Source organism: Nonomuraea sp. SBT364 (assembly GCF_001083785.1).
In the GTDB taxonomy this organism is placed as follows: domain Bacteria; phylum Actinomycetota; class Actinomycetes; order Streptosporangiales; family Streptosporangiaceae; genus Nonomuraea.
Window position 1 is genome coordinate 42888 of record NZ_LAVL01000046.1, and the last position, 12239, is coordinate 55126.

A 12239-nucleotide genomic window follows, 5' to 3' on the forward strand; every position below is an offset into this window, starting at 1 on the left:
GGACGGCTCCGTCTTGACCTGGACGGAGACCCGTTGAAGAGTTACCTCCCGGTGCTGGCCACGCCCGGCGCCTGGCGTTTCCTGCTGCCCGCGCTCGTGGCCCGCCTGCCGTTCGCGATGACCCAGCTGGGCGTCCTGCTGCTGGTGGAGTGGTCCACGAGCGCCTACGGCCCGGCCGGCGTCGCCGCCGCTGCGGCCGCCGTCTCGCAGGCGCTCGCCGGCCCCCGGATCGGGCGGCTCGCCGACCGCCACGGCCAGGCCAGGGTGCTCGTCCCGCAGGTGTGCGCGCACGCGCTGGCCCTCGGCGGGCTGGTGGCGCTGGCCGCCTCGCACGCCGCCGCGCCGCCGCTGGTCGTCGCCGCCGCGCTGACCGGCGCGACCGCCCCCCAGGTGGGGGCCATGGTCAGGGCCCGGTGGGCGCACCGCCTCAGCGGCCCGGACCTCAACACCGCCTTCGCCGTCGAGTCCGTCACCGACGAGCTCACCTTCACCCTGGCCCCGGTCATCCTGGTCGCCCTGTCGACGTCGTACTCGCCGGTCGTGGCCCTGCTGGTGGCGCTCGTCCTGGTCGTCACCGGCACGCTCACCTTCGCCGCCGTGAAGACCGCCGCCCCGGCGGGCTCGGCGGCGTCGGCGCGCCCGGTGGGGGTGCTGCGCCTGCGCGGCGTGGCACTGCTCGCGACGGCCTTCCTCGCCATGGGATCGGTGTTCGGCAGCCTCCAGGTCGGGATCACGTCGCTGACCGAGGCGCTGGGCGCCGCCGCCTCCGCCGGACCCGTGTACGGCGCGTTCTCGGGCGCCAGCCTGGCCGGCGGGCTGCTGTACGGCGCGGTCCGCTGGCGCGTCCCCGCCACCGTCCGGCTCGGCTGCGGGCTGGTCCTGCTCGCCGCCGCGACCAGCGCCCTCGTGCCGGCCGGGTCCCTGCCCCTGCTGTACGGCGCGGCGGCGCTGGCGGGACTGGTGATCGCCCCTGTCGTGATCACCGGTTACACCATCATCGACGGGCTGGTGCCCGCCGCCGCCAGGACCGAGGCGTTCACCTGGCTGAACGGCGCCATCGGGCTGGGCATCGCCGTCGGGTCGACGGCGGCCGGGCAGCTCGTGGACCGGTTCGGCCCGTCGCTCGCCTTCGTGGTGCCCCCGCTGATCACGGGCCTGGCGGCGGTGCTGGTGCTGGCCCGCCGCCGCGCCCTCCGGCCCCGCCCGGCCGTCACGAGTGAGCGCGCGCCAGCACTTCTTCCGGGATGACCTTCGGCACGCCGCGCAGCCCGACGAGCGCGAGGAGCGCGACCACGGCCAGCATGCCGGCCGTGGTCAGCGCGGTGACGTGCACCGCCTCGACGAACGCCGTCCTGGCCGCTTGCACGAGCTGCCCGGCCTGCTCGGCGGGCAGCGTCTCGGCCAGGGCCATCGCACCGGCGATCGACTCCCTGGCCGGTTCCTCCGGCACCCCGGCGGGCACCCGCACACTGCTGGTGTAGGTGCTGTTGAGCACGGTGCCGAGGATCGCGATGCCGAGCGCGCCGCCCAGCTCGAACGACGTCTCCGACACCGCCGCCGCCGCGCCGGCCCGCCGCGCCGGGGCCGTGGCCAGCACGTTGTCGTTGTTGACGGTGAACGCCAGCCCGATCCCCATCCCGCCCACCATCATCACGACGGCGATGACCGGGTAGCTCACCTCCGTGCCGAGCGTGCTGTAGTAGAAGAACGCCAGCGCGTTGAGCGCCAGCCCCAGGGCCACGACGCCGTTCCTGCCGATCACGCCGATCAGCTTGCCGGCCACGATGCCGCCGATGGCGCCGCTCAGCCCGCCCGGCAGTCCGGCGAGCCCGGCCTGCAGCGGCGACCAGCCGAGCACGAGCTGGAAATACCAGGCGAAGATCAGCGACATCGCCATCATCGTGAAGATGGCCAGCAGGTTCGTGCTGATGGAGGCGGTGAACGCGCGCCGCCGGAAGAGCCGCACGTCGATCAGCGGCTCGGCCAGCCGCGTCTGCCGCCAGGTGAAGACCACCAGGCAGGCGACGCCCAGCACGCCCGCGACCAGCACGTCCGCGTGCTCCGCCCCCCGGTGCGCCGCCTCCTTGACCGCGTAGATGACCGCCACGACCCCGGCGAACGAGAGCACCACGCTGGGCAGGTCGATCCGCCCGGCGTCCGGATTGCGAGACTCGGGCAGCACCCTCATGCCCCACACCAGTACCACGGCCATGATCGGCAGGTTGATCAGGAAGACCGAGCCCCACCAGAAGTGGTCGAGCAGCAGCCCGCCCACCACCGGCCCCACCGCGAACCCGGCGGCGCTCATCCCGCTCCAGATCCCGACGGCCGTGGTCCGCTCGGCCGCGTCGGTGAACACGTTGCGGATGATCGACAGCGTGGACGGCATGATCGTGGCCCCGGCCACACCCAGCAGCGCCCTGGCCGCGATCAGCAGCTCCGGGCTGGGCGCGTACGCGGTGACAGCCGAGGCGGCGGCGAACGCCACGGCCCCGATCAGCAGCAGCCGCTTGCGGCCGATCCGGTCGCCCAGGTTGCCCATGGTGATGAGCAGGCCGGCCAGCGCGAACCCGTAGATGTCGCCGATCCACAGGAGCTCGGTGGAGCTCGCCCCCAGGTCGCCGACCAGCCGGGGGAGTGCGAGATGCAGGACCGTCAGGTCCAGCGAGAGCAGGAGGGTGGCCAGGCAGGCGACGGCCAGGCAGGACCATTTCTTCGTCATGCCGCCACTGTCGCGGCGGCCGCTGACCGCGTGCCTACCGCCCGCTGACGGTCCCGCCGACCAGCGTCAGCAGGGCGGCGATGCGATCGCGCACGTCATTCGCGCTGTGCCACTCCTCGGGGCACTCCTGGTTCGCCTGCTCGGCCCACCGCCGGGCCGAGCCCAGGTCGCCCTCGGACAGGGCCAGCTCACCCAGCCCGCAGTGCGCCCTGGCCAGCGTGTCGGACGCGCCGATCCGCCGCGACAGGTCGGCCGCCAGCAGGTAGTCGGCGCGCGCGCCCGCCCGGTCGCCGACCCGGGCCAGAGTGTCGGCCCGGCGGCACAGGTTGTCGCTGGTGTCGGCCATCGCGCCCAGCTCACGCGACAACCGCAGCGCCTCGTCGGCCATCGCGCCCGAGGCCACGTAGTCGCCCTGCAGAAAGGCCACGTCGCTGAGCCCCGACACCACCAGCATGGCGCCCCAGCGCTCGCCCATCTCCCGGAAGATGGTGAGCGACCGCTCGAACTGGGCCTTGGCCTCCTCCAACCGGCCCTCGATCTGCATGATGAACGCCTCACCGCTGTACATGAGCGCCTGCTGCCAGGGCGGCAGCAGGTGGGCGAGCTGCCGGGTGACCTCCACCGAGCGATAGTCGGTGGGCGGGCCGGTGAACATGGGCAGGAGCAGCGTCAGGAACTCCAGCCGCCGCAGCAGGTATTCCTCGGGCAGCAGCCCGTGCAGCGCGGCCAGCCGCGCGGCCATCTGGTCGTCGACCGCACGCCCGGTCCAGGCGGCCACGAGCACGCACATCGCGTACTCCTCGTCCATGCCGTCCGGCACCTTGTCGTCCAGCCGCCCCAGCAGCTCGGCGGCCAGCGTGGCGCTGGTGACCCGGTGCCCGCGCATCCACCAGTAGCAGGCGGCGTAGGCGACCAGCCGCAGCGCCAGCTCGTTGCGGCCCGACTCCGTCGCCCACCGCACCGCCGCGTTCACGTCGTCGCTCGACTCGTCCAGCCGGGCCAGCCACTCCAGCTGCTCGGCCCGCCGCAGGTGCGCGTCGGCGGTGCGGACCAGCTCCAGGTGGTAGGCGGCGTGCCTGTCGCGCAGCTCGCCGATCTCACCCGACTCCTCCAGCCGTTCCGCGCAGAACGCCCGGATCGTCTCCAGCATCCGGTAGCGCCCGCCGACGGACTCGACCAGCGACTTCTCCGCCAGCGAGAACAGCACCTCCTCCGGCGCCCCGCACACCCGCTCGGCCGCCTCGGCCGTCGCCCCGCCCACGAACACCGTCAGCCGCCTGGCCAGCCGCTGCTCGGCCTCGTCCAGCAGATCCCAGCTCCACGCCACCACCGCGCGCAACGTCTGATGGCGGGGCAGCGCCGTCCGGCTCCCGCGCGCCAGCAGCCGGAACCTGTCGTCCAGCCGCGCCGCCACCTCCGGCACCGTCAGCGTGCGCAGCCGGGCCGCGGCCAGCTCGATGGCCAGCGGCAGCCCGTCGAGCGCCCGGCAGATGCGGATCACGTCCGCGGCGTTGCCGTCGTCGACCGCGAACGCCTGCCGTACGGCCGTCGCCCGGTCGGCGAACAGCCGGACCGCGGGGTAGGCGAGCGGGTCGGCGGCGGTGGGCGGCGGCAGCCGCAACGGCGGCACGGGCAGGATGCGCTCCCCGATGATGCCGAGCGCCTCCCTGCTGGTCGCCAGCACGCGCAGCCCCGGGCAGGACCCCAGTAGCAGATCGGCCAGCCCCGCCACCGCCTCGATCAGGTGCTCGCAGTTGTCCAGGACGAGCAGCAGCCTGCGGTCGGCGAGCGCGACGGCCAGGCGGGCGGCCGGCTCCACGGCGGGCAGTTCGGTGCCGTGCGTCCGGTCGCGGATGTCCAGCGCCGCGAGCACCGCCGCCGGCACCTCGGCGGCGTCGGACACCGGCGCGAGCTGCACGAAGCACACGTCGCCGTCGGCCCGCTCGGCCACCTCGCCCGCCAGCCGCGTCTTGCCGGCGCCGCCGGGGCCGATCAGCGTGACCAGCCTGGCCTCGGCCAGCCCCGCGTGCACCTGCAGCAACTCCTCGGCCCGGCCGACGAAGCTGGTGAGCTGGGCGCGCAGGCCCTGCCGGGTCACGCCCGCCGCCGGCGTGCCCAGCGACGGGTCGGCCCGCAGCACCGCCAGGTGGGCCGCGGCCAGCTCCGGACCCGGCTCGACGCCGAGCTCCTCGTCGAGGATGCGCCGCCCCTCCTCGAACGCGGCCAGCGCCTCCGCCTGGCGGCCGCTGCCGTACAGGGCGCGCATCAGCTGGGCCCGGGGCCGCTCACGCAACGGGTGATCGGCGGTCAGCCGGCTCAGCTCGGCGACCACCTCGCGGTGCCGGCCCAGCTCCAGATCCGCCTGGACCCGGTCCTCGACGGCGGCCAGGCGCAGCTCCGTCAGCCGGGCGGCGGCCGCCTCGGCGTGCGGCCCGTCGGCCAGCGCCGTCCCCCGCCACAGCTCCAGCCCCTCACTCAGCAGCGCCGCAGCCCGGCGCGGATCACCGGCCGCCAGCGCCTCCCGGCCCTCGCCGGCCAGCCGCTCGAACCGGTGCGCGTCCACGTCCAGCGGATCGGCGGCCAGCCGGTAGCCCGCCGGATGGAACTCCACCCGGTCACGCCCCAGCACCCTGCGCAGCCTCGACACCTGTGACTGCAGCGCGTTGGCGACCCCCTCCGGCGGCCGCGTCCCGTACAGCCCGTCGACGAGCTGCTCGGCGCTCACGACCCGGCCGGCCTCCAGCGCCAGCAGCGCCAGCAGCGCGCGCACCCGGGGCCCGCCCAGCGGCACCGGCGCGCCGTCATCGCCCAGCACCGAGCTGGGCCCGAGGATCTCGAAGCGCATGCCCCGATTATCGCGGCTCCGGCAGGATGGCGGTGATGTCCGCGTATGAGGGCAGCGCGGGCTCCTCCTGCCTCCGTACGGCCCGCACCGCCGACAGGGCGCCGTGCAGACTCGCCCGGTAGAGCAGCGACCCGGTGCTCACCCGGGCCACGCCCACCCCGGCCAGCTCGGCGAGCGACGGCCCGGCCGGCTGGTAGAGCACGTTCACCGGCAGCGGCGTGCTCTCCACCAGCCGGGCGATCCCGGCAAGGTCGCTCAGGCCGGGCACGAAGATCCCGTCCGCGTGCCCGTACGCCCTGACCCGCTCCAGCGTGTCGCCGGTCTTCAGCCAGTGGGTGTCGGTCCGCGCGTTCACGAACACGCCGTGCCCCCTGGCCGCCTCGATGACCGCCTGGTGGACGCCGATCGGCCGGAGCGTGCCGTCGGCCCGGCCGTCCTCCAGGTTGACCCCCGCCACGCCCAGCGCCGCCAGGCCGGCGACGAGCTCGGCCACCTCGCCGGGGTCGTCGCTGAACCCGCCCTCGACGTCCACGCTGACCATCACGTCCAGCGTCCGCAGCGTCGCGGCGAGCGCCACCGTCTCGTCCCTGGTCGCGCCGCCCGCGTCGGGTTTGCCGTGGACGGCGGACACGCCCAGGCTCGTCGTCCCCACGGCCGCGAACCCCTCCCGGGCCAGCATCGCGGCCGACCCGTAGTCCCACGCGTTGGGCAGCAGCAGCGGCTCGCCCGGCCGGTGCAACGCCCGGAACGCCTCGCTCATCGTCCCTCCCCGGAGGCCGAGGTGCCGGCCAGCGCGTCGAGCACCCCGGCGGCCAGCGCCAGCGCGTGCCGGGCCGCCGGACAGGGCCGCAGCCCGGCGCCGAACGTCAGATGCGGCGTCTCCCCGCGAGCCGCGTCGAACCGGTCAGGGGCCGCGAACACGTCAGGGTCGCGGTTGACGGTCACCAGATCGATCCCGACCTCGTCACCGGTCTCGCGGTCCACCCGCCGCGTGACCTTCAGCGGCGGATCGTGCCGCAGCGTCTCGTGCAGCAGGTCGTCCACGGGGACGCCGGGGGTGGCGTGCGCCAGCGCGTTCGCGACGAGCCCCTCGACGGCGGCGTGCGCCTGCAGCAGCAGCGTGATCCGCGCGATCCCGTCGTCCTCGGACCCCTGCCAGGACCCCTGCCAGGACCCCTGCCCGGCCAGCTTCACGAGCTCGGTCACGGCGGCGTCCGCGTCGGCGGACTCCTCGCCGGACAGGTAGCCGGGTGCGGCCGCGCGTACGGCCTCGACCAGGCGGTCGATCTCCGGGAAGCCGAGCGCTTCGCCCAGCACCGCCGTGGGCACGCCCCGCCAGTCGCCCCGCCGCTCCAGCGTCAGCCTCCTCGCGCCGGCCCGCAGCCGCGCCACGTCGGGCCCCGCGAGCTCCGCGAGCAGCGCGGTCAGCGTCGCCCGGCGGTCCGCGTGCACCTCCCCGGTACTGAACCGGGACACCAGGGCGCGCAACCAGGCGAGCGTCCCCACCGGGGCCCCCTGCCGCACCGGCGGCGGGACGTAGCGGGAGTCCGCGAGCACGGAACAGGCTTCGGTATGTCGTGTGACGAGCATGTGGTCACGCTAGCCCGGCATCGATTCGGCGCCCGTCTAACCATGCCGGCCCGCTGTGCCGGCCCGCTGTGCCGGCCCGCTGTGCCGGCCCGCTGTGCCGGCCCGCTGTGCCGGCCCGCTGTGCCGATCAGGCCACCAGCCGGGCACCCCGCTCGGCGCTCTCGCCTTGATTGCCCGGGTCGGCCGGTTCGGCGGCGGGGGCGGGAGCCTGGGCGCGTACGGCGCCGGTGCGCCGGCCGGCGGCCACCGCCATGGCGACGATCAGCGCGATCTCGGCCACCACCAGCGCCCGCTCCAGCAGGCCGTAGTAGGCGGCGCCGTCCATCCACGCCGAGGTGAACGAGGCGGGGTGCGCGGCCAGGTAGACGGCCAGCGCGACGACGGACGTCACGCTCAGCGCGCGGACCGCGTTCCAGCGCGGCCGCGCCTCCCGGCCCCGCGTCAGGGTCCACCCGGCGACCGGCAGCGTGGTGAACACGACGGCGGCGGCCCACCGGTGGATCTCCCCGGTCAGCGTGTCGATCTCCGACCCGCCGGGATCGGTGGGAAAGACCGCGCTCATCATCAGCCCGGCCGCCGCCGCCAGCAGCAGCACCCTGGTCGCCGCCGTGCGCCCCGGCTCCCGGACCGCCAGCCCGTACGCCAGCGTCAGGCACGCCCCCGCGAGCGCCAGCATGCCGGCCAGCACGGGCACCAGCCCGCCGGACACCAGCGCGTAGTCGCTGAGCAGCGGCTGCGCCGGCAGCGCGACCTGCGCGTAGCCGAGGGCGAGCACGGCGACCAGGGCCCCCGCCACCGTCGCGCCGACGGCGAACCCGATCGCGCCCTGCGGGGCGTCCTGCTGGGACGTCATCGCGTGACCTCGTCGTAGATCTGCTCGAAACGGGCGAGCGACGTCTGGTGGTCGTGGGTGAGCGCGAGATCGCGGCTGGCCCGGCCGAACCGCTCCCGCAGCGCGTCGTCGGACAGGATGCCCGAAAGGTGCCGGGCCAGCGCCATCACGTCGCCCGGCTCGTACAGGTAGCCGTTGCCCTCCACCAGGTGCGGCAGCGCCATCGCGTCGGCGGCCACCACCGGCAGGCCGGACGCCATCGCCTCCAGCGTGGCGATGCTCTGCAACTCGGCGATGCCCGGCATCGCGAACACGTCGGCGGCGGCGAACGCCTGCGGCATGCTCTCGTCCGGCACGAAGCCGAGGAAGAACGTCCGCTCGCCCACCCCGATGCGCCGGGCCAGCCGCTCCAGGTCGCCCCGCTGGTTGCCCTTGCCGACGAACGCCGCCTGCGCGTCGGTCTCGTTCAGGATGTACGGCAGCGCGCGCACGATCTCGTCGAGCCGCTTCTCCTCGTCGAGGCGGCCGACGAACAGGATCGTGGGCCGGTCGGGCAGGTCGAACGCCTTGCGCGCCCACGCCTTCGGCTCCGCCATGGGGTGGAACCGCGCCAGGTCGATGCCGCAGGACACCGGCTCGACCTCGCGGCCGAAGCCCTGCTCGGCCAGCAGCGTGGCGGCCAGCGGCGTCGGCGTGGTGATGTGGTCGGCCCTGCCGAAGACGCGGCCGAAGTCCCGCCAGGCCAGCCGCCCGGCCTTGGCGCGCAGGCGCTCCGGGATGTGGCCGAACTGGAAGAGGTTGTCCGGCATGAAGTGGTTGGTCGCCACCACCGGGATGTCACGGCGGCGGGCGGCGGCGATGGCGGCCCGGCCGACGACGAAGTGCCCCTGGGTGTGCAGCACGTCGGGCTCGATGGCGCCGATCAGCCGGTCCAGCCGCGTCGGGACCGTGACCCGCATGGTCGGGTGGACCAGCACCGGGGCCGAGCGCAGCCGGTGCACGATCACTCCGTCGACCACGTCGGCGCTCGCGGGCCCCAGGTCCGACTGGCAGACCACGTGCACCTCGTTGCCCCGCCCGGCCAGGCCGGTGGCCAGCCGGTGCGTGAAGACAGCCGCGCCGTTCACGTCGGGCGGGTAGGTGTCGGTGGAGATCAGGATGCGGCGCGGACGGGCGGGGACGGGGACGAGCGCGGCCGTGTCGTCGACTGCGCGCAGGGGCATGGCCATGGTGGTGACTCCGTTGTGTCGAGGGTGCGGAAGTTCGGTGCGGGTGGTCACGGCTGGGCTTCCAGCGGCGTGGTGCGGGCCAGGGCGACGGTGCCGGCGGCGGTCAGCGCCGCCGCGGCGATCGGCAGGATTCCCGTGGGCAGCGGCTCGCCGAGCAGCAGCGCGCCGAAGGCGACGGCGGTGACCGGGTCGGCGATCTGCAGGGAGGCGAAGGAGACCCCGAAGTGGCCGACGGCGTAGGCGCGCTGCAGCATCATGAGCGCGAGCAGCGCCGGGACGGGCAGCGCGAGCAGGTACCACCAGTTCCAGCCGCCGTCCACCAGCACCCGCAGGAGCGTGGCGGTGGCGCCGTAGAGGACGCCCGAACTGGTCGCCAGCAGCGCGGCCCGGCCGGCCGGTGAGGCCGCCTTCGAGCCGGCCCACAACAGCACGGCCGCGATGCCGGCGACGCCGAGCAGCGTGAACACGCCGGACGGTTCGAGCACGGTCGGGCCGTCGGACTCGGGCACGAGCAGCACCAGCCCGATCAGTCCCGCCGCGACCACGGCCGCCGCGCCCAGCTCCCGCCGGGCGGGCCTGCGGCCGTGCAGCGTGGCGGCGATCGGCAGCGCGAACAGCAGACTGGCCACACCCATCGGCTGGACGACGGTCAGCGGGCCGAGGCCGAGCGCCACGATGTGCAGCCCGCCTCCCGCCAGGATGGACGCGCCGCCGATCAGCCAGCGCGGCCGCCGGAGCAGGGCCAGCAGGCCGGGCTTGGCCGTACCGACCGCTTCGAACTGCTGCAACGCGGCTCCCAGCGCGAAGAACAGCGAACCGATCAGGGCGATCACCGCGGCCAGCACAGTCATGCCCACTCCCTTCAACCTGGATAGTCGCCAAATAGGGTCAAACGGACGTGTCTGCAGGAAGGCGCTCGGGCGAAGCCTTGGTGGCGCGCCGCTTCCTGACCCACCGGACGATCTCCACGACGGCCGTGACCGACAGCGCGATGCCCAGGCCGAGCAGCAGACCCTTGATCGGGTCGTTCTCGAACGCCATCCCGCCGAAGAACCCGATCAGCCCCGAATACACGCCCCACGACACCGCCGCGATCGCGTCGAAGAACGTGAACGTGCGCAGCGGATAGCGGACGGCGCCCATGGTGAGCGTCGTCGCGGTCCGCCCGCCCGGGATGTAACGGGCCACGACCAGCACCAGCCCGCCCCGCTCGGCCAGCGCGTCGCGCGCCCACACGAACGCCTTGCGCTCCCGCAGCCTGCCGCCGCCCTTGTGGCCGAGCAGGTACGAGATGTGGTCGCCGCAGAACGCGCCGAGCGCCGCCACCACGATGACCAGCGCCAGGTTCGTCTCACCGGTGGCCGCGAACACCCCCGCCGTGATGACGGAGGTCTCCGCGGGCACGACGGGGAAGAACCCGTCGAGCAGGGCCAGCGCGAACAGTGCGAGGTACAGCCACGGCGACGACATCACCTGCTGGAGCAAGTCCAGGATGGTGTGTGACATCAGTGTGTTCTCCGATCAGTCAGGAGCGCTCTCAAGCCTGGTGGCGTGAGGGACGACGGGACATCGGGGATGCCCCCGGTCGAACGCGGGCCCTTCCCCGAGCCGGGTCAGGGCCAGCGCACTCCGAAACTAGGAACCCCGCAGGTCGTGGCACATCGGCCGATCGGCACGCCCTACCCCCGACTTTCGTCAGGGTCCGGCCTGCGACCTGGTTCGATCAAACCGGTTCCAGCCGCCCGGCGCAGGAGTGGAGGTATCCACGTTTGTGGTGGTGCTAGCCCCACCTGGGCGGGGGACGAGGCCCCACCCTGACTTTCGTCAGGGTCCGCCGTCGACCATCGGCGGCATCGGACGGCCCGGAGCCGCCGGTACCTTCTGTTCCGTGAACCGACTGCGCCGCGAGAGCCGCCGCCAAGTGGTCCAGGACGTGCTGCTCTGGTGCCTGTTGTCCGTCGCGGTCTCCGTGATGGGCCCCGACCCGCTGGACGGCGTGGCCGACTTCGGCCTCGTCACCGTGCCCCGCATCGTGCTGATGGGCGTGATCGTGCTGGTCGGCAGGCCGTGGCCGCTCGCGGCGGTGGCGCTGCTGCTGCCGCTCGGCCCCTGGGACTTCCGTGACGGGTTCGCCACCACCGATCTGGCCTGGCTCTCGCCGCCGTCCACCGGCGTGAAGATCTTCCCGCTCGTGCCGGTCTCGCCGTTCGTCATCTGGTACGCGTACCTCTCCGGACGGCGGCTGCCCCGGGTGTGGCCCGCCCTCGCCCTGGCCGTCGTCGCCACGGCGATCGGCGTCGGCCTGGCGCTGTCCAGGGGCGGCACGCTCGCCCTGTGGGTGACCATGACCTCCGGCCTCGTCGGCACCTACGCGGTGCCGTACCTGCTGGGGCTGCTGCGCCGCAGGCTCCTGCAACAGCGCGAGCAGGCCCGCCGCTCCACCGCCGAGCAGGCGCGGCTGCGCGAGCGGGCCAGGATCGCCCGGCACATGCACGACTCACTGGGGCACGACCTCGCCCTCATCGCCGTACGCGCCGCCGGGCTGGAGATGTCGCCCAGTCTCGACCCCGCCCAGGTCAAGGCCGCGGGCGAACTCCGGATGGCGGCCGCCGACGCCACCGAGCGGCTGCGCCAGATCATCGGCGTGCTGCGCGACGACGCCGACGCCGCGCCGCTCGCCCCGGTGCACGAGGACGTGACGGCCCTGGTGGAACGCGCCCGCGACTCCGGCATGCGCATCGACCTCGACGTGACCGGCCCCGCGCCCGGCCTCGCGCACGCCGTCGTCCAGGAGGGCCTCACCAACGCCGCCAAACACGCCCCCGGTGCCCCCGTCACGGTCGAGGTCACCCCGAACCGGGTCACCGTCCGCAACGGCCCCGCCACCGGCTCCCGCCCGCCGCTCCCGTCCGGCGGCCTCGGCCTGGCCGGCCTCCGCGAGCGCGTCCGCCTCGCCGACGGCACCCTCACCGCGGGCCCCACACCCACCGGCTGGACCCTGACCATCACCCTCCCCTGACC

10 protein-coding genes are annotated in these 12239 nt (G+C 74.5%); 2 read left to right on the forward strand and 8 right to left on the reverse strand.

Annotated elements, in window-relative coordinates; genetic code table 11:
* Positions 1 to 33 precede the first annotated feature (33 nt).
* Positions 34 to 1248, forward strand: a complete 1215-nt coding sequence (locus ADY59_RS21600; RefSeq protein ID WP_156325637.1) for an MFS transporter — start codon at positions 34 to 36, stop codon at positions 1246 to 1248.
* On the opposite strand, the gene ADY59_RS21605 is transcribed toward ADY59_RS21600, so the two are convergent.
* The 8 genes from ADY59_RS21605 to ADY59_RS21640 form a co-directional block, all read right to left on the reverse strand.
* Positions 1211 to 2722 carry a DHA2 family efflux MFS transporter permease subunit gene (locus ADY59_RS21605; RefSeq protein WP_049564863.1) on the reverse strand — a complete coding sequence of 504 codons (1512 nt, stop codon included), beginning with the start codon at positions 2720 to 2722 and terminating at the stop codon, positions 1211 to 1213. The genes ADY59_RS21600 and ADY59_RS21605 overlap by 38 nt on opposite strands.
* A 34-nt stretch (positions 2723 to 2756) precedes the next feature.
* Positions 2757 to 5567 carry a BTAD domain-containing putative transcriptional regulator gene (locus ADY59_RS21610; RefSeq protein ID WP_049564865.1) on the reverse strand — a complete coding sequence of 937 codons (2811 nt, stop codon included), beginning with the start codon at positions 5565 to 5567 and terminating at the stop codon, positions 2757 to 2759.
* A gap of 7 nt (positions 5568 to 5574) precedes the next feature.
* Positions 5575 to 6327: an isocitrate lyase/PEP mutase family protein gene (locus ADY59_RS21615; protein WP_049564867.1), complete on the reverse strand. Its 753-nt coding sequence runs from the start codon at positions 6325 to 6327 to the stop codon at positions 5575 to 5577.
* Positions 6324 to 7157: a cytochrome P450 gene (locus ADY59_RS21620; RefSeq protein ID WP_156325638.1), complete on the reverse strand. Its 834-nt coding sequence runs from the start codon at positions 7155 to 7157 to the stop codon at positions 6324 to 6326. Before ADY59_RS21620 ends, ADY59_RS21615 begins: the two co-directional genes overlap by 4 nt.
* A gap of 127 nt (positions 7158 to 7284) precedes the next feature.
* Entirely contained in the window at positions 7285 to 8010 is a 726-nt protein-coding gene (locus tag ADY59_RS21625) for a DUF998 domain-containing protein (RefSeq protein ID WP_049564871.1), read from the reverse strand.
* Positions 8007 to 9218, reverse strand: coding sequence for a glycosyltransferase (locus tag ADY59_RS21630; RefSeq protein ID WP_082310291.1), 1212 nt, complete (start codon positions 9216 to 9218; stop codon positions 8007 to 8009). The genes ADY59_RS21625 and ADY59_RS21630 overlap by 4 nt, the downstream gene beginning before the upstream one ends.
* Before the next feature lie 47 nt (positions 9219 to 9265).
* On the reverse strand, positions 9266 to 10069 hold the full coding sequence (locus tag ADY59_RS21635; RefSeq protein WP_049564873.1) for a DMT family transporter: 804 nt from the start codon (positions 10067 to 10069) through the stop codon (positions 9266 to 9268).
* A gap of 37 nt (positions 10070 to 10106) precedes the next feature.
* Positions 10107 to 10724, reverse strand: a complete 618-nt coding sequence (locus ADY59_RS21640; RefSeq protein ID WP_049564875.1) for a DedA family protein — start codon at positions 10722 to 10724, stop codon at positions 10107 to 10109.
* Between the two features lie 382 nt (positions 10725 to 11106).
* Between ADY59_RS21640 and ADY59_RS21645 the strand changes: the two genes are divergently transcribed.
* Positions 11107 to 12237 carry a sensor histidine kinase gene (locus ADY59_RS21645; protein WP_156325639.1) on the forward strand — a complete coding sequence of 377 codons (1131 nt, stop codon included), beginning with the start codon at positions 11107 to 11109 and terminating at the stop codon, positions 12235 to 12237.
* The last annotated feature ends 2 nt before the right edge of the window (positions 12238 to 12239 follow it).